Below are 20,533 nucleotides of genomic sequence, written 5' to 3'. Positions count from 1 at the left end.
CAAGGAATAGGGGGATTTGCTTCAAATCTTACCGCCCAAACTCGAGACGAAAAAAAACCGCTAAATGATTAGCGGTTTCTTCGAAATGGTGGAGCCAGACAAGGAATAGGGGGATTTGCTTCAAATCTTGCCGCCCAAACTCGAGACGAAAAAAAACCGCTAAATGATTAGCGGTTTCTTCGAATTGGTGGAGAGATAGGGATTTGAACCCTAGAGCCGCTACAAACGACTGCCGGTTTTCAAGACCGGTGCTTTCGACCACTCAGCCATCTCTCCGTTGTTGAAGCGAATAATATAGGGGACTGGAAATCTTGTAAACCCCCAAATGAATCGTTTGCTGGATTTATGCGCAAATTCTAGTAAAAAATAGGGTTTTATTATTTTATGGTGGATTGTTAGTCAGTTAAAGACGAATCGGCCATTAGCTTAGAGCCAGACTGAAGGCTTTACCGTCAACTAATGCAAAACGCCGCAGACTGAGTCTGCGGCGTTTGAAGTATGGCTAAAGCATGTCGAACAGGTTGTTACTGTTCGTTAAAGAATCTTTTCTGTTCAGATAGGCCTTGCATCAGAATAGACAGCTTTGGCTTTGCATCCGAAAGACGCTGATAATTCTGGTTATAGACTTTGTAATTACCAAATTTATCTACCACGGTTGTGGATTTATCGGTAATTAGGGCCACTTCGCGTCGATCTCCCGCAATTATCCAGCTGCGATCTTCTTTATCAAACAAGTTTTTACCGCTACTGAAATCTGTTGGGTTTGAAGACACACCAATCAATTCGTGCAAAATCGTTGCCGAGAAATCGAGGTGGCTTGTTTTATGTTCATAAATGGTCGGCTCCATATGCGGCCAATGAATGATCATCGGCACTTGAAGCTGAAACTTACTGTAGTTGGTATTTGAACCCCAAGAATTTGTTTTGGTGTCATTGAATTCAGTACCATGGTTAGAGGTGAAGACAACCACGGTATTTTCCATGACTCCCGCTTCTTCCAGAGATTTAATGACGATTCCAATTAAGTCGTCAGCGTCTGACGTAGCAGACAAATACGCTTCTTTTAAGGGAACAGAGGCATTGCTGTCTGACAGTTGTTGTTCCATGCTGATGTGCTGAGAATTTGCCAGTGTATTGAGCTCAATGTAACTAAACCAGGGCTCAGAGGACGACTCGGTTAACCAGGTTTTCCAGTCTTCAATAGCATGAGCGTCATTTTGTTCTTCAGTTGGTCGGTCACTATTTTTGGAAGCCTGATTTCTGAAAATAGTCTCGTTATAAATGTCATCATCAAAATTGTCGCCACTGAATAGGGCAAACTGGTAATTTTTTTCTTGGAGTAGCGACAGCATTAACGGGTTATCACCTTGCGCCTTAATACTATCAGCATAGCTGCTTGGTAAACCATAAAACAACCCGAAAACACCGTACATGTCATTACTGGCACTGTAGTGGTTTTGGAAGTATTGGCCATTTTGTGCAAATTGATAAAGGTTCGGGGTGTCTTGCTCCGATACGGTGTCGGCACGCATGTTATCAAGCATGACAACGAGCACGTTGTATTTGTCGCCTCGGCTGTTGTATTGCAACGGTTCAAGTGGGTATTTTACCAGTTTCACATCACCGCTGTATTCATCTAATCGCTGCAGATAATCAGTGCGCTCCAAAAGCCCATGACGTTCCATGAAGCTTTTTGCTGTCATTGGATAAGAAAGAGGGAAGTTCGCTCGTTGGCTTGTTATTGGTCCATAAAAATAGGCATCAGCCCACGCAAACATAACGTGGCTAGCCATGAAACAGACAAAAAATACACCAGCGAGTGGCCTACCAATGTGCTTATGGGCGAGTTTTCTTTGTTTTCGCCATACCCACTCCGATAACGCTAACTGAAGTAGGAATATGACAGGAATAAGGATGAATAGCTGTTGCCACTTAGGTGCGAGGTTACCTTCTTTACTGACCAATAACTCCCAGATTAAGGGGCTAAGGTGCAAGTGCATTTCTTGATAAACTTGAGTATCAAGTAGCAACGCAGTGAGGCCAACCGTCGCAAAACAAACCGCAACGAAGCGGAACAGTTTACGCGAGGGTAAAACAAAGGTGGTTGGGAACAGAACTAAAATGTAGATAGCAAAAATCAGAAAGCTAAAATGACCAACCCAAGAAATGGATAAGTACACTTGCCCTAACGTGGTTTCTGGCCATGGTGACTGAGTGATATAACGTGTGCCTATCAACATCGCAGCAATGATGTTGAAGAAAGCAAACCAGTGTCCCCAGCTTACTAATTTTGAAACACGTTCACTGTATGAATTTCCGCTATCTACCATTTAATTATCGTTCTTAATATTTTTTATTAGTGAGAAGCATGGCTATCGACAGAAGAAGTCAGTGCTTGAGCAAACTTTTCTGCAATGGCTTTACGTTGTGAAGCCGCAACGTTTTGGTTTAATACATTGGTCGCAATATTCCCTGCAATCATCAATGTTAGTTCCGTACCAGCTCCATGCTTGTCTAACACGGCAGCAATTTCTGCCAGAATGGTTTCAACTTGTTCGTCACTGTATTTCGATGTAATAGGCATATAGACTCTAATAATGATAGTAAAAGCGGCTTATGATAACCTACTCTTACTTACAACTGAAACCAGAACATAAAAAAATCCCTATGAGCCTTTATCTTTCTAACGTAATTCTTCATCAATTAGAGAAAAATGACCAAGACGAGCTAGTGGTCAACTTTCGCCAAGCCGCTTTGGAAAACGACGCATCATCAGAAACCCTTGTTGCTGAACTGCACCGCGTATTTAATAGCAAAGCGGGTAAAGGCTTTGGATCTTTTAGTTCCGACAGCGATTTTAAATCATGGTTGCAAGAATTTCGCCAAGGTGAGCGAGATTTTTACGATTTCTCACAAATTAGTGCAAATCGCTTGAAAGATGAGCTTTCTAAATACCCTTTTGCAGATGAAGGTATTTTAGTTCTAGCTGAATATCAGTCGCTTGCAACGGACTTTTTGTTTATTGGTCTACTGCCTTCAAATCAAAGCTTAAAAGTAACTGAAGGCTTGGATATCAGCGCGACGGATTATTTAGACATTACCAAGATGGACATAGCGGCAAGGATTGACCTGTCCACTTATCAAAGTGATCCTGAATCGAACCGTTACTTAACCTTTATTAAAGGTCGTGTTGGACGCAAAGTTTCTGATTTTTTCTTAGACTTCCTTCAAGCAGAAGTGGGTTTGGATTCTAAGCAGCAAAACTTAGTGTTAATGCAGGCTGTTGAAGATTTTTGTAGTGATGAAAAGTTAGAAAAAGAAGATGCCTCTAACTACCGTAAACAAGTCGCGGATTACTGCAACGAGCAAATCAAATCCGGTGATGAAGTTGCGATAAAAGAGTTGTCCGGTGAACTGCCTGCTAGCAGTGATGGCACCAGCTTTTTGGACTACACTCAAGAGCAGGGCTATGATTTAGAAGAAAGTTTTCCCGGTGACAGAACAACCGTAAGAAAGCTGACTAAATTTGTTGGCGCAGGTGGTGGGGTATCCATCAATTTTGATAGTCTACTGCTAGGTGAGCGCATTTTCTATGACCCAGAAACCGATACGCTAACCATTAAAGGCACGCCGCCTAATCTACGTGATCAGCTTACGCGTAGAAGTTCGTAGGATAAGCGATAAAATCGTGAAAAATATAAGGGTAGGCTTAGGTCTACCCATTGTCTGACTTGTAGCAAAGGATGGCTATATCGATGAATAAGCAACATTTGAAGTGGTACCTACTGGTTGGTTTTTTACTCTGGGGGTTGAGTGCTTCTTTGGTGTTGTTCCAGCATCAATCAGCCCGGCTGCAATCGGCTTCTTTGGCTATGTTGGCGGATGAATTTGATCACTTTAAGCGTACGTTGATCGCGTCTCAAAATAGCCGAATGGAACACCTGGCTGAGTTAGAGCGCGGTGTTGTTAGAGTTTCATCTGCTCTTCATCAGGTTAAAGACAATAGCAAGACCGGATTTATTTCCAACGACCTCACTCAGTTGATCTACCTTACCGATCGTTTCAAAAATAAAGCCAGTGACTATATTGGTTTGCAGTTGAATCGCAGAGAGCTTTCTGTCCAAATAGAGCACGAAACTCACCATGAAGCGCTTTCGGTCGCTTTGCCACTTTATCATGAACTGGGTTCTTTTTTATTCAGTGCCTTCTATGCCAATGAGCATTCAGATGATGTCGACTATTTGGTGTTAGAGTCTCTATTGGTTCGTTCACACAGTTTAGCTTCCCCAAACAAACAAAAACTGCAGAGCCTATTGTCCCAAACGTCTACTGTATTATCTGAGCAAGCGCAAATTAAATTGCTTTCTACCAGCTTGCTAGATAGCTCAATTAAGAGTGAAATCAGTCGAATCAATTCAGGATACGTGAAGCAAGAAAATGCGCTGCTTTATTTTTCTATGTTGTCTGGCTTTGCGGCTTTGCTGATCGTTTTAGCGTCAACCTTGGTGGGACGTTCTTCATCTGAAGCGCAAAATAATGATGGCATTACCACTATGCCCAAAGACAACTCCCATTCTTTGAGTAAGTCAGTATTGGTTAGCAATTCAAAGGTTGATGAGGTTTTTGATGGCGAAACGCGTCAGCGTACTGAACACATCACCAATACCAACCAGCAGGCACCAATTAAGTCTCATGTTGAAAGCTCACCAATCACAAATCCTGCCATTGAAGCCGTGAAAACTGAAGATATACCCGTGCCGGGAGCCACAAACCACAAAATTGATATTAGTTATATGCTCGATACCTTTGAGCAAGACACAGAGTCTGTGATTATGGTGTTGGAAGTTTTTCTTGCTGACCACCAAAATGACGGCGAGAAAATCAGCCAGCACTTTGAACAGGATCGAGCCTTGGCCCTACGAACGGCTCATAGCCTTAAAGGAGTGGCGGGAAATTTGGGCGCAGTTGACCTTAAAAACACCGCAATTAGGTTAGAAAAAACATTGGAAGAGTGCAGTGTGCTCCCTGTGGACCTCGTCACGGAGCTGAACAACGATCTGGCATGTGTTGTTGAAGATGTCTTGGATTATCTTGAAACCGCGAAATAGCTGGACTTATTCTTTAAGCTGCGCTTTTGCTGTATACCTTTATAACGGCTGAGATTAGAATGCTCGCGATAATTTTTCAGATAGGTTTCATATAATGCGTTTTGTTAACAAGCATTGGTTCGTGCTTATAGCGGTTCTGATGATCGGTGGTTGTTCTGTGTTTGAGTTAAAGCTTGAATCCGACTCAGTGCCACTAACGAAGCAAGAACTCAATATGAGAATTTTGACTCGTGAATACGCAAAGTCATTCTTTACTCAAGTAGAAGGTGCCGCTGAGCAACTTTCGAGACAAGTAGATCAAAGTGATACCCAATATCAGTCGAACCTATTATTGTGGCAAATTTACGCGCTCGAGGGGATGCAAAACTCGGCTTATCAAGTTTCGCCAATGGCTGGCTTGATTGATTCATGGGTATTCACCTTGCAGATGGATGCGTTCTTTTCAACGGAAGTGGGCCAAAACCTGTTCCCTTCGGGGGAAGCAAAGTCAGCATCGCATGCGTTAGCGCTCCAATTTGACTCATTAGCCAGTAAACTTCTTAGCAAGCAATCGTATCAATCAAGCAGAACATTCAGTCATAACTTTGCAAAGCAGCACCCTTTTACGGATATTTGGTTTCGTCGTTCTCCCGCCTTTAATGATTGGTTAACATCACAAGGTATCGATGAAAGTGAAGCGGTCTCTACGCTGGGTTCTATGCCTGAAGCTCTGGGAGATGTTTCTGACCGACTGAGTCTTGTTTCTGAACAAACACCGAAAATTATGGCGTGGAAAGCTGAGCTGATCGCTAGAAACAGCTCCCTAAGTGGTGAAAAACTGAATCAAACCTTAGACAGCATCACTCAGTCGTCGTATAAATTCCAAGACTTTGTCACCAATAATCCAGAGTATATGAGGTACTTAGCTCAAGAGATGAGTAAGGAGTTGCAACCACTAATTGCTGACATCGATCTGATGACCGACCAGAAACTTGAAAAGCTAACTCAAGAGAGGGAAGCCTTTGGCAGCATGGTATCGAGAGAACGAGTAGAAATAGCGGCGGTGGTGGCTGAGCAAAGATCGATGCTCACCCAAGACATGGATAAATTGTCTAAAGATGTCGTGATTTTGGCAATTCAAGAGCTTACCGAGCTTATAAAAAGTGTACTCATCTATTTTATATTATTCATTTTAGTTATTTTCTTTGCGCCTTTCGCATTGGGGTATTTTGTGGGTAAAAAAACCAAAGAAAGTGCGTTGAAAAAGTAGAAAAATAGCCCTCCGAACGTTTTTTTTACATTTTTCATCTAAAAAGGGTTGTTTTCCATAACAGAAACTTTTATAGATGGGGAAAGCATATTTTAAAGAACACAGGGAGCGTAGAGATGATGAAAGTAGGTTTAGTTGGCTGGCGAGGAATGGTTGGCTCAGTATTAATGCAGAGAATGGTTGAAGAGAAGGATTTTGACCTGATTGAACCTGTATTTTACAGCACATCACAAATCGGTATTCCAGCACCAGCATTAGGTAAAGATGCGGGAATGCTGCAAGACGCATTTGATATCGACAGCCTAAAACAATTGGATGCGGTGATTACTTGTCAGGGTGGCGGATACACTGAAAAAGTATACCCAGCGCTTCGTCAAGCGGGCTGGAAAGGGTACTGGATTGATGCCGCTTCTACGTTACGCATGGCAAATGACTCAATCATTACTCTAGACCCAGTAAACTTGAGCCAAATCCAACAAGGCATTCATTCTGGAATGAATACTTTCGTCGGCGGTAACTGCACTGTAAGCCTGATGTTGATGGCGCTAGGCGGCCTATACGAAAAAGGCCATGTTGAGTGGATGAGCGCAATGACGTATCAAGCTGCTTCTGGTGCGGGTGCTAAAAACATGCGCGAATTGATTTCGCAAATGGGCGTTATCAATGACAGCGTTGGTAGCGAACTGGCTAACCCTGCAAGTTCAATTTTAGACATCGATCGTCAAGTTGCAGAAACACTTCGTTCTTCTTCTTTCCCAACAGACCAATTTGGCGTGCCTCTAGCCGGTTCATTGATCCCTTGGATTGATGTAAAGCGTGAAAACGGACAAAGCAAAGAAGAATGGAAAGCCGAAGTGGAAGCCAACAAAATTTTAGGGCTTCAAGATTCTCCAGTACCAATTGATGGCACGTGTGTGCGTATCGGTGCCATGCGCTGTCATGCTCAAGCACTTACGATTAAACTAAAGCAGAACATCCCGATGGATGAAATCGAAGAAATGATCTCAACGCACAATGACTGGGTTAAAGTGGTTCCTAACGATCGTGACATCACGGCGCAAGAACTGACTCCAGCTAAAGTAACAGGCACCTTGTCTGTCCCGGTTGGTCGTTTACGCAAAATGTCGATGGGTGATGATTTCTTAAATGCGTTTACGGTAGGTGACCAATTATTATGGGGTGCTGCTGAGCCACTTCGCCGTACGTTGAGAATCATACTTGCTGAAAAATAAGCTCTGATTGTCTATTGACACTCAATAGGTAGAAAAACGCTTCTAGCTTCTATATATAGGAACTAGAAGCGTTTTTGTATTTGGCGGGTATTGAATTGCGTTAACCCTTATTTCCCTAACGCTTGTTGGTTTCTATCGGGACAACTCGATCTTCAGGTGTAGCCAATTCGCTTCCGCAGTGTTTGCAATGCAGTGCGTCTGTTTCGTGCCCACTACGAGAGCAGTTAGGACATTTGACTAAACTGCGGTGTGCGTTCATTTCTTGGTTTAATTCGGCGGTGATAATCCCGGTGGGTACAGCGAGAATGGAATAGCCCAATAACATGGTAAAGGCCGCAAGCGCCTTACCCAGCGGAGTATGAGGAACTATGTCGCCATAACCAACCGTCGTAATGGTGACAATTGCCCAATAGATACTTTGCGGAATACTGGTGAATCCGTTTTCTGGCCCTTCTACAACGTAAATCATGGCTCCCAATATAGTGACCAAGATAGCGACGGTACTGAAGAATATGATGATCTTCCTGCGTGACATGATAAGCGAACGCAATAGTAGGTTGGAATCTTGCAGGTATCGCATCAATTTCAATATTCGGAAGATTCGCATGATTCTTAATAGGCGGATCACCGCCATGAAAGAGGCGCCGGGGAAGAAGAGTGCTAGGTAGGTCGGAAGAATAGCCAGCAAGTCGATAATGCCATAAAAGCTCTTTGCGTAGGCACTCGGCTTAGGCGAGCAATAAAGTCGGCATAGATACTCTATCGTAAATAGCATCGTGAACCCGTATTCAGCATATAAGAATAGGTGTGCTATTTCGGAATCGCTCGCGAGGACGGAATCTCCGATCAAGACGCAAAGCGATACTAAAATAGCCGCGATCAGGGCAATGTCGAACCAACGGCCACCTTTAGTATGCGTACCAAAGATGATGACGTACAAATGATGTTTTAACGAATGTTTGGCCATGTGCTGTAAACAGAAATTTGGGCGGATGACTCTATATTAACTGATTACGAGAAAAAAGCAGAATAGCAAGCCAGACAGCAGGGGCTGTCTGGCTGAATAGGATTATTATTGCATGAAGCTAGGGTTACGCGAGACCTGGGAAGAGATTTCGCACACCATTAGCGATAAACTCAATACCGAGTGCTGCTAAAATTAAGCCCATAATACGGGTGATAACGTTGATCCCGGTTTGGCCAAGAAAGCGGACAATCAAAGGCGCGGAACGGAACAACAGCCAACTGCAAAAAGAAAATGCGATAACGGTGATCGCAATGGCGAACGTATCGAACCAAGTTGGGTAACGAGAACCAAATACGATCACGGAGCTGATAGCACCTGGCCCCGCCATTAAAGGCATAGCTAATGGCACAATCCCTATTTGTTCACGGCTTATGTGCGCCGTGCGCTCCTGCTTGTTTTGCTTATCTTCACCAATCTTTCCGCTCATCATAGAAAAAGCAATGCTCATGAGCAGTAAACCGCCAGCGACTCTAAATGAATCCAGTGAGATACTGAACATATCGAGCAACGCTTGACCTGCAATGAGTGAGACAATCAATATCACTGCGACACCAATATTGGCCGTGGTTGCGGTTTTAATTTTTTCTTCAGGTGTCATGTGGCTCGTCAGTGAGACGAAAACCGGCATGATGCCAACGGGGTTAACGGCGGCAACTAGGCCTAAAAAAAACTGTAAGTAGATAGCGAATTCGATAGTTTGCATGATGAGGCGTTCTCAATAAAACACAGGATAAAATAGAGGTGAAATAGCCTCTAATTCAGGTCGGTAAAATCGAGTTCGATTTTAGTCAAGTTTAAGTGAAATACGAGAAAAATCGTGCGGATTTGAGAATAAACTTCGATGTGTTGAACATCCCTTATAGAGAGCGGGTATCACTGCCTATAGTTTTATCAAAAACATTCACAAAAAGCATTTTTATGTAAAATTGTTAACACGCGCACAGTTTCAATAAAAGAGCGTGACATGTGTGGTGATGTATATCACATCCTATATACTGGCCTGTAGCACGCGGACATTGATGTCCACGGTTGTATTTTGGTTAAAAATGAAACTTTTTTACAAGGTAGTAGGTTAAAGTTAAATTAGCTGTTACTAATGGTCTATTTTTTACACTGCTAGAATTAAATGGATTTATTGTTTTAAATTAGTAGATTAGGTTGTTATTGATTGATCTATTAAATAACTAATCGTAATTAATTTGGCATAACTGATCTGAGTCAATTTTTTTACAACATTGAAAGATTATACTCAGTTTTGAAAGCAATTTACTAAGTATGTCAGTTTAAATAATCTTTGTGTTTTCAAGATTTAACGATAAAGCTTGCTGCCTTACTAAATAGTTTTTAAATAATTTTTATTCTTTAGGAGATTCATTATGCCTGTAACAAATTTGGCTGAACTAGATGCTCTAGTCGCTCGCGTAAAAGCAGCACAAGAAGAGTTTGCAACATTCTCACAAGAGAAAGTTGACGCTATCTTCCGAGCAGCTTCTCTAGCAGCTAACCAAGCTCGTATTCCTCTAGCGCAACAAGCGGTAGCAGAATCTGGCATGGGTATTGTTGAAGACAAAGTAATCAAAAACCACTTCGCGTCTGAGTTCATCTACAACAAATACAAAGATGAAAAAACGTGTGGCGTTCTAGAAGAGAACGAAGAGTTCGGCACAATGACTATCGCTGAACCAGTAGGCATCATCTGTGGTATCGTTCCAACGACGAACCCAACGTCTACAGCAATCTTCAAATCTCTAATCTCTCTTAAAACTCGTAACGGCATCATCTTCTCGCCACACCCACGTGCTAAAAACTCTACTAATGATGCAGCTAAGCTAGTACTTGATGCAGCAGTAGAAGCGGGTGCACCAAAAGACATCATTGGTTGGATTGACCAACCATCTGTAGAGCTTTCAAATGCTCTTATGAAGCACGATGGCATCGCTCTTATCCTTGCAACTGGTGGTCCAGGCATGGTTAAAGCGGCTTACTCTTCAGGTAAACCTGCAATCGGTGTTGGTGCTGGTAACGTTCCAGTTGTTATCGATGAAACAGCAGACATCAAACGTGCTGTAGCATCGGTTCTTATGTCTAAAACATTCGATAACGGTGTTGTATGTGCTTCTGAGCAAGCAGTTATCGTTATGGACGAAGTATATGACGAAGTGAAAGAGCGTTTCGCTACTCACAAAGCTCACGTACTAAGCAAAGCAGACGCTGATAAAGTACGTAAAGTACTTCTAATCGACGGCAACCTAAACGCAAAAATCGTTGGTCAACCTGCTACTGCAATCGCTGAAATGGCGGGTGTTAAAGTTCCTGCTGATACTAAGATTCTTGTTGGTGAAGGCATCGGCGAAGTATCTTACGACGACGAGTTCGCTCATGAGAAACTGTCTCCAACTCTTGGTATGTTCCGTGCTTCTTCTTTCGAGAACGCAGTAGCACAAGCTGTAACAATGGTTGAAATCGGTGGTATCGGCCACACATCTGGTCTTTACACTAACCAAGATACAAACGCAGATCGTATTCGTTACTTCGGTGACAAGATGAAGACTGCACGTATCCTTGTAAACATCCCTACTACTCATGGTGGTATCGGTGACCTTTACAACTTTAACGTAGCGCCTTCTCTAACTCTTGGTTGTGGTTCATGGGGTGGTAACTCTATCTCTGAAAACGTAGGTCCTAAGCACCTAATCAACAAGAAAACTGTTGCGAAGCGAGCTGAAAATATGTTGTGGCACAAACTACCTAAGTCTATCTACTTCCGTCGTGGCAGCCTTCCAATCGCAATGAGCGATCTTGAAGGTAAGAAGCGTGCATTCCTAGTAACGGACCGTTTCCTATTCAACAACGGTTACGCTGACGAAATCGTTAAATTGCTTAAAGCTCAAGGTATCGAAGTTCAAACTTTCTTTGATGTTGAAGCGGATCCAACACTTTCTGTAGTTCAGAAAGGTGCTGAAGCAATGAAGAGCTTCCAACCGGACGTTATCCTTGCTCTAGGTGGCGGTTCTCCAATGGATGCGGCTAAGATCATGTGGGTAATGTACGAGCACCCAGAAACTCACTTTGAAGAACTAGCAATGCGCTTTATGGATATCCGTAAACGTATCTACAAGTTCCCTAAAATGGGTGAAAAAGCAGAACTAGTATGTGTTACAACTACTTCTGGTACAGGTTCTGAAGTAACGCCATTTGCTGTTGTAACAGACGACAAAACTGGTGCTAAGTACCCACTAGCAGATTATGAACTAACTCCTAACATGGCTATCGTTGATGCGAACCTTGTTATGAACATGCCTAAGTCTCTAACAGCGTTTGGTGGTTATGATGCAGTAACTCACGCACTAGAAGCTTACGTTTCAGTTCTTGCTAACGAATACTCAGATGGTCAAGCTCTTCAAGCGCTTAAGATGCTTAAAGAATACCTACCATCAAGCTACGCTAATGGCGCTGCTGACCCAATCGCTCGTGAGAAAGTTCACAATGCGGCAACTATCGCTGGTATTGCGTTTGCGAATGCTTTCCTTGGTGTATGTCACTCAATGGCTCACAAAGTGGGTGCAGAGTTCCACGTACCACACGGCCTAGCTAACGCATTGTTGATTTCTAACACGGTTCGTTACAACGCGAATGATAACCCAACGAAGCAAACGGCATTCTCTCAGTACGCAAGCCCACAAGCTCGTCGTCGTTACGCTGAAGTTGCTGACCACCTAGGCCTAAGCCAAGCTGGTGACCGTACTGCTCAGAAGATTGAACGTCTACTAGCATGGTTAGAAGAACTGAAAATTGCTCTTGATATCCCGCTATCAATCCAAGCAGCTGGTGTTCCAGAAGCTGATTTCCTAGCGAAACTTGATCAACTATCAGTTGAAGCATTCGATGACCAATGTACTGGTGCTAACCCACGTTACCCACTAATCAGTGAGTTGAAAGAAGTACTAACAGCTTCTTACTACGGTAAAGCATTTGTTGAAGGCGAAACGTTTGAAGGCACTACAGTAATTAAAAAAACTGAAGAACCAAAAGCGAAAAAAGCTAAGAAATAAGCGAACACTTAATTGAGATAAGTTTTCGCTAGCACGAAACGTATCTAAGTAAGATAGTGAAGGCCTCGCCAAATTTGGTGGGGCCTTTTTTTTGTAAAGCAGAAAGAGCAAGGTTAACAGGGTAACAGGTCAGACTTCGTCCTACAGGTGATAGGAAGATCGTAGATTTCATGAATCAAACGTAAAAATATCTCGTAACCCGTAACCCGTAACCCGTAATCCCTACGCCTCCGCGGCCATTACTCGGCCGTTAAAGTAATCATTAGCCACGATGTACTCTGTGTTTCGAATTAACTCATCTTGTACTCGGGCCCATTTCCCATGTTCGCATCTAGATATTCGCTGATGTGACGGTACAACAGCGCCCACTCGGATATTAAATTGATCTAACTCTTTAGCCCAACTTTGCGTGAGGCCTGTCAGCATGGCAGACATATTGTTCATGCTGTCATCCATGTTTTGAGTTTGGTTAGACGTTAGGTTAACAATGACGCCTTTCGTATTGTGTTGACGCATACGACGTGCGGTTACCTGACCATAACCGTACAAAGATGATACAACTACGGTTAAACTCTCGGCGAAATCTTGATTCGTGTGCGTTTCATCGATGAGACTAGGTAGAGGTTGGCTTGGCCAATGGTTAATCAACACATCAATACCATCCGTGAAGTGATCATCTATATGGTCAAATAATGCTTCAATACTTAAGGGGGTGTTGTCTGGCAAATGATAGTAGTCGACATCATTTACAATTTTTCGGCAGCGTTTGATGGTTTCAAGTAATAGAGCACTATCGGTATCGGCGACGATGACCTCTGCGCCGAGCTTAAGAAAGTGCGTGGCTAAAGTACAGCCTAAAGCCGTTCCTGCAGAAGTTACTAGAATCACTGAGTTACGTATATCCATTGCTTATCTCACTCTAAAATGAGTTTGGAAGTGCTTAGCTAACCCAATGTGTTCCTCATGATCCGCGGACTATTTAGGTGTAACCTTCGAACATTTAGTATGGGATAAATGGAATAATCCGATGTGAAAAGCATCATAGTTTTAGAGCTTGCTTAAGGATAAGTCTGAAAGTTAGGGGTTCTTCACATTGCTGAGAGGTGTGGATTTAACTTGTCGCAATAATAAGAAATTAGGCGCTAATTTGCATTTGGTGAGATAGACGTGCTACAGACATTTGCTTGTAAATGTCTTGAGGGATCGTTGCTTGGGTTTTAGGTTCTGCTAATCGGCGGCGTTCGTGACCAGAAAGATTGTGATAGACCTCTTCTGGAAGATCATGGGTTTGCTCTGGAAGATATGCTAGGGCGTCTGGGTTTAAGCCATGAGACAAACGCGTGCTTACGATACTGCTCGAGTGGAACAGTTCTGCTTGTTTTGCAGAGCGTGAATAAGTGTCTTGGGTAGAGCGAAGAGCTTGTGGCGTTGCCAACTCAAACTGTTCGCGCAGAATGTCGTCTGACGTGACTTTCTGTTCAACTTCTTCAACGGGTGTATTGTCACGAACATCGTTTGAAAACATGGAAACTAATAGAGCAAAATCAGCACGACGACCTTGGTTAACAGCGGTGTTAATGCCCGCGCCAACGTTCAGTTCGTTAATGATTGCTGCTTTGTCTAAAGTATGGATATTCATGATTTCCCTCGCCTGATACAAAGTTAACGGCAAGAAAAAGAAAAACTTTAGGGGAAAGAAGAAAAAACTTTGGCGGAAAGCGAAAAGGCAGGAAGAGGTCTGACTTTTATTGTAGGAAGTGAAAAAAACAAACCCACGCGTTGGCGTGGGTTTGAAAAAGACTAAATCTAATACCCTATAGGGAAGGGATTATTTAGCTAGGTTCGCAGCAACGAATTCCCAGTTAACTAGAGCCCAGAAGCCATTCATGTAATCTGGACGAACGTTACGGTAATCAATGTAGTAAGCATGTTCCCAAAGATCCACAGTTAGAAGAGGTGTTACACCTTCGTCTGTTAGTGGTGTAGCAGCGTTAGACGTGTTAACGATCTCTAGAGAACCGTCAGCGTTCTTAACAAGCCAAGTCCATGAAGAACCGAAGTTGTTGATTGCTGAATCAGTGAATTTTGCTTTAAATTCTTCGAAAGAACCAAATGCAGCGTTGATAGCATCCGCAACAGCGCCCGTTGGTTCGCCGCCTGCTTTTGGAGCTAGGCAGTGCCAGTAGAACGTGTGGTTCCAAATTTGAGCTGCGTTATTGAATACACCACCAGTAGAAGTCTTGATGATCTCTTCCAGTGTTTTGCCTTCAAACTCAGTACCAGGAATTAGACCATTTAGCTTAACAACGTAAGTGTTGTGGTGCTTGCCGTGGTGAAAGTCTAAAGTCTCAGCTGAGATGTGTGGTAGTAGTGCATCTTTTGCGTAAGGAAGTGCTGGTAGTTCGAATGCCATTGCGCGTATCTCCGTTTGGTGGAAAGTGCTGTCTTTCCGTTGCTTCCAATAATTATTTTTGTTCTGACTTTGCTTATTATTCACTGAGCGCTAAACCTGAGTTTTTAAGCTCTGTGATTTGTTACTGGCTAGTTTAGCAAGTTTTTACTTTATTAAAAGAAAAACCATAAAAAAAAGGACTAATTAACCATTGAGTCTTGCTAAGAAAGGCTTAGCCAATTGTGCTAACTAGTCATTTTAGCTAAGAAAACTTGTTCAAGGTGAGAATGAGCGCTCAATTTATCTAAAACCTTAAAGATTATGTGCTTTTTATTTGGCTCTAAACAAGTAAAATGAATGCACTTTAAAGAAGCATCCATTAAGAGGAAGCAATGGAAACTATCGATAAGATCAAACAACAGATTTCAGAAAACACCATTTTGCTATACATGAAAGGTTCACCTAAGCTACCAAGCTGTGGCTTTTCTTCTCAAGCTGCTCAAGCAGTAATGGGTTGTGGTGAAAAATTCGCATACGTTGATATTCTGCAAAACCCAGATATCCGTGCTGAACTTCCTAAGTACGCACAGTGGCCGACATTCCCACAACTTTGGGTTAGTGGCGAGCTAGTTGGCGGCTGCGATATTATTATTGAGATGTTCCAGAAAGGTGAACTTCAACAAGTAATTAAAGAAGCGGCTGCAACAGTTGAAGGTGACGAAGAGTAATCTTCTGAATCAGAAACGCAGAATAAAGAAAAGGCTTGGTGAGAACCAAGCCTTTTTTGTGGGTTGAGGCATAAGGCATAAGGCATAAGGCATAAGGCATAAGGCAAAAATATTGTCTTTTCTACCTTAAGGGCGAAGCCCGTCCTCACGCCTTATGAGCGAAGCGAATACTCAAGCTTGCTCTTACAATACCATCGCCGCAATCCAACCGAACACAATCAGTGGTAGGTTGTAGTGAACAAATGTTGGCACGACTGTATCCCAAATGTGCTCATGTTGGCCGTCGGCATTTAGACCAGACGTAGGACCAAGTGTTGAATCCGAAGCTGGTGAACCTGCGTCACCCAGTGCTGCAGCAGTACCTACAAGAGCGATAGTTGCCATTGGTGAGAAACCAAACGCCAGCGCTAGCGGTACATAAATGGTGGCAATAATAGGAATGGTAGAGAATGAAGAACCAATGCCCATTGTTACCAACAAACCGACGATAAGCATTAATAATGCAGCAAGTGGCTTGTTGTCACCAATACTGGTTGATAACGCTTCTACTAGAGACTCAACGCCACCCGTTTGCTTCATTACTGCTGCAAAACCGGCTGCTGCAATCATGATGAAACCAATCATTGCCATCATGTGGACACCTTTAGTGAACACATCTTGCGTTTCTTTCCACGCAATGACACCACCAAAAGTAAAGACCATGAAGCCTGCTAATGCACCGATAATCATTGAACCTGTTGTTAACTGTACTGAAAGTGCAACAACAATGCCGGCAAGCGCAACCCAAATATGGCGCATATTGATCGCTTTTTCTTGCTGAATTTCAGTATGTTCTGTTTTTTGATATTCGCGTGGTTTGCGGTAGCTAACAAAAATAGCCGTCAACAAGCCGAATAGCATGCCCGCTGCAGGCAGTAGCATCGCAGTTGGAACTTGTGAAGCAACCACTTGCATGCCGTTTGAGTTTAAGTTAGCAAGAAGGATGTTATTAAGGAAAATACCACCAAAGCCTACCGGTAAGATCATGTAGGGCGTAACTAAACCAAAGGTAAGTACGCAGGCAATCAGTCGACGATCCAGCTTCAACTTAGCGAAAACACCAAGCAAAGGTGGGATCAAAATTGGAATAAAGGCAATGTGAACTGGAATAACGTTTTGGGAAGAAACTGTCACCAGAATAAGTGCAACTAACACAACGTATTTTAATACGGCTGAGTTAGCATTACTTTCCTGGCCGTTGATGTGTTTGATTACTCGGTTGGCCAGTAAATCGGTCAAGCCGGATTTAGATATAGCAACAGCAAACGCGCCAAGCATGGCGTAACTTAATGCAATGGTAGCACCGCCACCAAGGCCACTTTCAAATGCGGAAACCGCATCGGTCAAACTCATCCCTGCAACAAGACCGCCGATCATCGCACTAAAAGTAAGTGCAACAACGACATTAACCCGCATAAGCGCAAGAACGAGCATAATACAAACAGAAATTACTACTGGGTTCATATTGTTCTCATTAAATTTTTGAAAAGTTGTGTTTTAATTATTTTTGTTCGGTGTTATCGACCAAAGGCCAACCACCTAACGCTTTCCATTTGTTTACAATGCCGCAAAACAAATCCGCTGTTTTTTGCGTATCATAAAGAGCTGAATGCGCTTCGTTATTGTCAAATTCCATTCCAGCGGTACGACACGCTTTTGCTAATACCGTTTGACCATAAGCAAGCCCACTTAAGGCTGCCGTATCAAAAGTGGCAAAAGGGTGAAAGGGTAGGCGTTTCAATTTGCATCGAGCACTGGCTTCCATTACGAAATTAAGATCAAACGTCGCATTGTGCGCCACCATAATTGCACGGCTGCAATCGGCGTGTTTTTGCTCTTTTCGAACTAACTTGTATATTTCACGCAGTGCTTCTGCTTCTGAAATAGCCCCGCGAAGCGGGCTGAAAGGGTCACGGATCCCGTTAAATTCCAATGCCTCTTTTTCAAGGTTTGCGCCTTCGAACGGCTCGATATGAAAATGAATGGTAGAAGCGGGCATTAAGTTCCCCTCGTCATCCATTTTCAATGTTATTGCGCATATCTCTAAAAGTGCATCGGTTTTTGCATTAAATCCTGCAGTTTCTACATCGATAACAACGGGAAAATACCCTCTAAAACGTTTTTTAAGGGTCAATGCTTCGTTTTCTACAGTCATATTTGCTCTGGTCCGTGTGACAAGGCGGGCATTATTGCAGATTATGACGGCAAGCTAAACCAGCGAGCGCATTAATTAACGAGAAAAGTTTGTGATAGTTGGCTGGGTTTTTGCATTACTACCTGCATTAGTGTCAAAGTCGTTACTTTGACTACTCAGACGACGAACTAACGGCAAACTATTACCGCTAGTTCAAAGAACCAGAGAAGTAATCTTTATGAAAAATTGGTTGGCGTTGAGTGCTGCATCAGTTGCGTTAGCTTCATCCATGGTACATGGGGCTGCACAAACACGTTATGAAGCAACTCCAGGGCAGTCGATGTGGTCGATGGCTGTTAACAGCCCCTTGGAATGCCGCTTAGTACACCCTATTCCCAATTATGGTGTTGCTGAGTTTACTTCTCGTGCCAGTAAAAAAATCAACTTAGACTTTGAGTTGAAAATGCGTCGCCCTATGGGGGACACTCGTAACGTTTCTTTGATTTCGATGCCTCCATCTTGGAGACCGGGTGAGAATGCGGAACAAATTTCCAATATTCAATTTTTTAAGCAATTCAATGGCTATATTGGCGGACAAACCGCATGGGGTATTCTGGCTGAACTAGAAAAAGGCCGATATCCAACCTTTAGTTATGCTGACTGGCAAAGCCGCGATAAACGCGTAGAAGTGGCGTTGTCATCGGTATTGTTTCAACAGCCTTATAATGCGTTTAGTTTGTGTGTGAGCCAGTTGCTACCTTACAGCTTTGAAGATATCTCTTTCACTATTTTGCACTACGACCGCAACAGCGATCAGCTAAATAAACCGTCTCAAAAGCGCTTAGCTAAAATTGCAGAATACGTAAAACATAACAAAGATATTGATTTGGTGTTGGTTGCAACCTACACCGATTCATCTGGTGGCAAGAAGGGCAACCAAAGCTTGTCTGAAAGACGGGCGGTTGTATTGCGAGATTATTTTAAATCCCTTGGCTTGCCTGCCGACCGAATTGAGATTCAAGGCTATGGTGAAAGAAGACCTATCGCAGATAACAGCTCACCACTGGGCAAAGACAAAAATAGAAGGGTAGTCATTTCCCTAGGTCGAAATCAGGTGTAGTCATTGCCATACAGCTCATCAACGAGGCCGCGTATTTATATGCGGCCTCGTTAGTCTCATTTATCACTATTAGTGAGGCTCTTGGTAATAATGCTAACCGACAACGCCAAGATTTTCCTTCCCATATCACTGACAGGTTACTTGTTCTTGTGCATCCGTGTGGTAGCCCCATTTCTGGACAGTTGTGAGTTACGATTTATAGCACATTTTGATTTTTCGGATTGTCTCTAGTATTGCAACCATGCGGCTAGCCTAGATGTAGTTGGGAAAATTATCTTATCCACTACAATTAAAAATTGGGTCTATATGTTTCTTTATTAGCTCTATTCGATCTTTAGCTCGTGGCTTAAATTGAGATGTGATCGCTACTACCATTTTGTTTATTGATGAAACATAGATTATATTACCACCATCACCTATAGCTGCATAAGTACCAGTAACATCATCAATAACCCACCATAAAAACCCATATGCTTTATTCTCTAAAGAACTGTGTTTTGTCACACTATCCTTAATCCATTTTGAAGAAACTATTTTTTTATTGTTCCAAGTTCCTTTATTCAGATATAACTGACCAATTTTAACCATATCACGCGCTGTTAAAGTAAGCCCCCATCCACCTGTATTCAGGCCTTTAGGATCAATAACCCATCCACTGCTCACATTCTTTTTAAGAAAATCCAGATAATCGTCTCTACCTTGTATTTTAATGTTTTGTGACACTGCAATATTCAATGGTTCAAAAAGATTTTTATTGGCAAATTCAAGAACAGGTAGATTTGTCGCATTTTTGACTATCCCAGATAAAATTTGGATACCAACTGTCGTGTATTTAAATTCGCCTATATTTCCTTTTCCACCTAAGAGGTCTAATACTGTCACAGTCCAGTCATCACTCGAATACACTTTTGTGTAGGGCTCTGATTTAAATTTGTACGGTGCGGTCATGGTTAATAAATGCTTAATTGTTAGTTGTTGAATCGTTTTTTCTCCTATTTTTAATTTATAGGCAGGAAAATAATCTAACACTTTATCATCAATGCTTTTTATAGACCCTTGTTCAATTGCAATACCAATGAGCAGAGATAAAATACTTTTGGTAACTGACGCAACATGAACAGTACTATCTTGACTATACCCCTCAGCATAATACTCATACTCAATTTGAACGCCTATAAATATGGCAAGACCAGATATATTTGAGTATTCATGATGAATTAAACCTTCTAGTGCTTTTAATCTTTCATTAATCATATGTCCCACCTGACCTATATTGATAGTGGGTAAATAGTAAAGAGATAATTTTTAATTGTATAAATAAATTTTAAAATTATCCAACTATAGGATTGAAAAATAGTGAAGTTGTGATTTTAGAAAGAGCAAGTTTGATTCAGCCACAGGCATAGAACGATTTATATAGGTTTCTACCGTAAATACCTTGCCATATTTTCC

Annotated in this window: 17 protein-coding genes and 1 tRNA gene; 7 read left to right on the top strand and 11 right to left on the bottom strand. The window is 42.4% G+C overall.

The window, feature by feature from the left end:
* Window positions 1–185 precede the first annotated feature (185 nt).
* The 3 genes from QWZ04_RS09285 to QWZ04_RS09275 form a co-directional block, all read right to left on the bottom strand.
* A tRNA-Ser gene (locus QWZ04_RS09285) sits at window positions 186–276 on the bottom strand.
* A gap of 248 nt (window positions 277–524) precedes the next feature.
* Window positions 525–2,330: a DUF3413 domain-containing protein gene (locus tag QWZ04_RS09280; protein ID WP_290327236.1), complete on the bottom strand. Its 1,806-nt coding sequence runs from the start codon at window positions 2,328–2,330 to the stop codon at window positions 525–527.
* Between the two features lie 26 nt (window positions 2,331–2,356).
* Window positions 2,357–2,584 carry a YejL family protein gene (locus QWZ04_RS09275; protein ID WP_290327234.1) on the bottom strand — a complete coding sequence of 76 codons (228 nt, stop codon included), beginning with the start codon at window positions 2,582–2,584 and terminating at the stop codon, window positions 2,357–2,359.
* Window positions 2,585–2,667: 83 nt separating this feature from the next.
* Here QWZ04_RS09275 and yejK point away from each other — a divergent pair, with 83 nt between their 5' ends.
* The 4 genes from yejK to asd all read left to right on the top strand — a co-directional run bounded on the left by yejK (window position 2,668) and on the right by asd (window position 7,589).
* Complete coding sequence (yejK, locus tag QWZ04_RS09270) at window positions 2,668–3,672, top strand: nucleoid-associated protein YejK (protein WP_290327397.1); 1,005 nt, start codon at window positions 2,668–2,670, stop codon at window positions 3,670–3,672.
* An 83-nt stretch (window positions 3,673–3,755) separates the two neighbouring features.
* Window positions 3,756–5,108 (top strand): Hpt domain-containing protein, encoded by a 1,353-nt coding sequence (locus tag QWZ04_RS09265; protein ID WP_290327232.1) that lies wholly within the window; start codon window positions 3,756–3,758, stop codon window positions 5,106–5,108.
* Between the two features lie 94 nt (window positions 5,109–5,202).
* Window positions 5,203–6,357 (top strand): chemotaxis protein, encoded by a 1,155-nt coding sequence (locus QWZ04_RS09260; protein ID WP_290327230.1) that lies wholly within the window; start codon window positions 5,203–5,205, stop codon window positions 6,355–6,357.
* Between the two features lie 119 nt (window positions 6,358–6,476).
* A complete protein-coding gene (asd, locus tag QWZ04_RS09255; RefSeq protein ID WP_290327395.1) occupies window positions 6,477–7,589 on the top strand; it encodes an aspartate-semialdehyde dehydrogenase in 1,113 nt (370 codons plus the stop codon).
* Window positions 7,590–7,704: 115 nt separating this feature from the next.
* On the opposite strand, the gene QWZ04_RS09250 is transcribed toward asd, so the two are convergent.
* Both QWZ04_RS09250 and QWZ04_RS09245 read right to left on the bottom strand, forming a co-directional pair.
* Window positions 7,705–8,556, bottom strand: coding sequence for an ion transporter (locus tag QWZ04_RS09250; protein ID WP_290327228.1), 852 nt, complete (start codon window positions 8,554–8,556; stop codon window positions 7,705–7,707).
* 124 nt (window positions 8,557–8,680) lie between these two features.
* Window positions 8,681–9,319 carry a YchE family NAAT transporter gene (locus tag QWZ04_RS09245; protein WP_290327226.1) on the bottom strand — a complete coding sequence of 213 codons (639 nt, stop codon included), beginning with the start codon at window positions 9,317–9,319 and terminating at the stop codon, window positions 8,681–8,683.
* A gap of 673 nt (window positions 9,320–9,992) precedes the next feature.
* Between QWZ04_RS09245 and adhE the strand changes: the two genes are divergently transcribed.
* Window positions 9,993–12,668, top strand: coding sequence for a bifunctional acetaldehyde-CoA/alcohol dehydrogenase (gene adhE, locus QWZ04_RS09240; protein WP_290327224.1), 2,676 nt, complete (start codon window positions 9,993–9,995; stop codon window positions 12,666–12,668).
* A 222-nt stretch (window positions 12,669–12,890) separates the two neighbouring features.
* Here adhE and QWZ04_RS09235 read toward each other — a convergent pair whose 3' ends face one another.
* The 3 genes from QWZ04_RS09235 to sodB all read right to left on the bottom strand — a co-directional run bounded on the left by QWZ04_RS09235 (window position 12,891) and on the right by sodB (window position 15,081).
* A complete protein-coding gene (locus QWZ04_RS09235) occupies window positions 12,891–13,574 on the bottom strand; it encodes an SDR family oxidoreductase (protein WP_290327222.1) in 684 nt (227 codons plus the stop codon).
* 229 nt (window positions 13,575–13,803) lie between these two features.
* Window positions 13,804–14,307, bottom strand: a complete 504-nt coding sequence (locus tag QWZ04_RS09230; RefSeq protein ID WP_290327220.1) for a VC2046/SO_2500 family protein — start codon at window positions 14,305–14,307, stop codon at window positions 13,804–13,806.
* 189 nt (window positions 14,308–14,496) lie between these two features.
* Window positions 14,497–15,081, bottom strand: a complete 585-nt coding sequence (sodB, locus tag QWZ04_RS09225; protein WP_102521926.1) for a superoxide dismutase [Fe] — start codon at window positions 15,079–15,081, stop codon at window positions 14,497–14,499.
* Between the two features lie 371 nt (window positions 15,082–15,452).
* On the opposite strand from sodB, the gene QWZ04_RS09220 reads away from it, so the two are divergent.
* The gene (locus QWZ04_RS09220; RefSeq protein ID WP_290327217.1) at window positions 15,453–15,788 is read left to right on the top strand and encodes a Grx4 family monothiol glutaredoxin; all 336 of its coding nucleotides are present in this window, start codon (window positions 15,453–15,455) and stop codon (window positions 15,786–15,788) included.
* A 183-nt stretch (window positions 15,789–15,971) separates the two neighbouring features.
* Here QWZ04_RS09220 and QWZ04_RS09215 read toward each other — a convergent pair whose 3' ends face one another.
* The gene (locus QWZ04_RS09215; RefSeq protein ID WP_290327215.1) at window positions 15,972–17,291 is read right to left on the bottom strand and encodes a Na+/H+ antiporter family protein; all 1,320 of its coding nucleotides are present in this window, start codon (window positions 17,289–17,291) and stop codon (window positions 15,972–15,974) included.
* A gap of 37 nt (window positions 17,292–17,328) precedes the next feature.
* Complete coding sequence (gene rnt, locus QWZ04_RS09210) at window positions 17,329–17,982, bottom strand: ribonuclease T (protein WP_290327213.1); 654 nt, start codon at window positions 17,980–17,982, stop codon at window positions 17,329–17,331.
* A 217-nt stretch (window positions 17,983–18,199) separates the two neighbouring features.
* Here rnt and motY point away from each other — a divergent pair, with 217 nt between their 5' ends.
* Window positions 18,200–19,081 carry a flagellar protein MotY gene (gene motY, locus QWZ04_RS09205; protein WP_435433597.1) on the top strand — a complete coding sequence of 294 codons (882 nt, stop codon included), beginning with the start codon at window positions 18,200–18,202 and terminating at the stop codon, window positions 19,079–19,081.
* Between the two features lie 276 nt (window positions 19,082–19,357).
* Here the strand turns inward: motY and QWZ04_RS09200 are convergent, their stop codons facing one another.
* Window positions 19,358–20,335: a serine hydrolase domain-containing protein gene (locus QWZ04_RS09200; RefSeq protein ID WP_290327211.1), complete on the bottom strand. Its 978-nt coding sequence runs from the start codon at window positions 20,333–20,335 to the stop codon at window positions 19,358–19,360.
* Window positions 20,336–20,533 lie beyond the last annotated feature (198 nt).

This window comes from Vibrio tapetis subsp. quintayensis (assembly GCF_030409945.1).
Classification (GTDB): domain Bacteria; phylum Pseudomonadota; class Gammaproteobacteria; order Enterobacterales; family Vibrionaceae; genus Vibrio; species Vibrio quintayensis.
This window is presented reverse-complemented; position numbering and strand designations above follow the sequence as displayed.

Bases quoted from the DNA above. Each gene is read 5' to 3' on its own strand.
- QWZ04_RS09215 (WP_290327215.1), bottom strand. From the start codon at position 17,291: ATGAACCCAGTAGTAATTTCTGTTTGTATTATGCTCGTTCTTGCGCTT.
- rnt (WP_290327213.1), bottom strand. From the start codon at position 17,982: ATGACTGTAGAAAACGAAGCATTGACCCTTAAAAAACGTTTTAGAGGG.
- adhE (WP_290327224.1), top strand. From the start codon at position 9,993: ATGCCTGTAACAAATTTGGCTGAACTAGATGCTCTAGTCGCTCGCGTA.
- QWZ04_RS09245 (WP_290327226.1), bottom strand. From the start codon at position 9,319: ATGCAAACTATCGAATTCGCTATCTACTTACAGTTTTTTTTAGGCCTA.
- QWZ04_RS09250 (WP_290327228.1), bottom strand. From the start codon at position 8,556: ATGGCCAAACATTCGTTAAAACATCATTTGTACGTCATCATCTTTGGT.
- QWZ04_RS09280 (WP_290327236.1), bottom strand. From the start codon at position 2,330: ATGGTAGATAGCGGAAATTCATACAGTGAACGTGTTTCAAAATTAGTA.
- QWZ04_RS09230 (WP_290327220.1), bottom strand. From the start codon at position 14,307: ATGAATATCCATACTTTAGACAAAGCAGCAATCATTAACGAACTGAAC.
- motY (WP_435433597.1), top strand. From the start codon at position 18,200: ATGAAAAATTGGTTGGCGTTGAGTGCTGCATCAGTTGCGTTAGCTTCA.
- QWZ04_RS09235 (WP_290327222.1), bottom strand. From the start codon at position 13,574: ATGGATATACGTAACTCAGTGATTCTAGTAACTTCTGCAGGAACGGCT.
- QWZ04_RS09265 (WP_290327232.1), top strand. From the start codon at position 3,756: ATGAATAAGCAACATTTGAAGTGGTACCTACTGGTTGGTTTTTTACTC.
- sodB (WP_102521926.1), bottom strand. From the start codon at position 15,081: ATGGCATTCGAACTACCAGCACTTCCTTACGCAAAAGATGCACTACTA.
- yejK (WP_290327397.1), top strand. From the start codon at position 2,668: ATGAGCCTTTATCTTTCTAACGTAATTCTTCATCAATTAGAGAAAAAT.
- QWZ04_RS09260 (WP_290327230.1), top strand. From the start codon at position 5,203: ATGCGTTTTGTTAACAAGCATTGGTTCGTGCTTATAGCGGTTCTGATG.
- QWZ04_RS09220 (WP_290327217.1), top strand. From the start codon at position 15,453: ATGGAAACTATCGATAAGATCAAACAACAGATTTCAGAAAACACCATT.
- QWZ04_RS09275 (WP_290327234.1), bottom strand. From the start codon at position 2,584: ATGCCTATTACATCGAAATACAGTGACGAACAAGTTGAAACCATTCTG.
- QWZ04_RS09200 (WP_290327211.1), bottom strand. From the start codon at position 20,335: ATGATTAATGAAAGATTAAAAGCACTAGAAGGTTTAATTCATCATGAA.
- asd (WP_290327395.1), top strand. From the start codon at position 6,477: ATGAAAGTAGGTTTAGTTGGCTGGCGAGGAATGGTTGGCTCAGTATTA.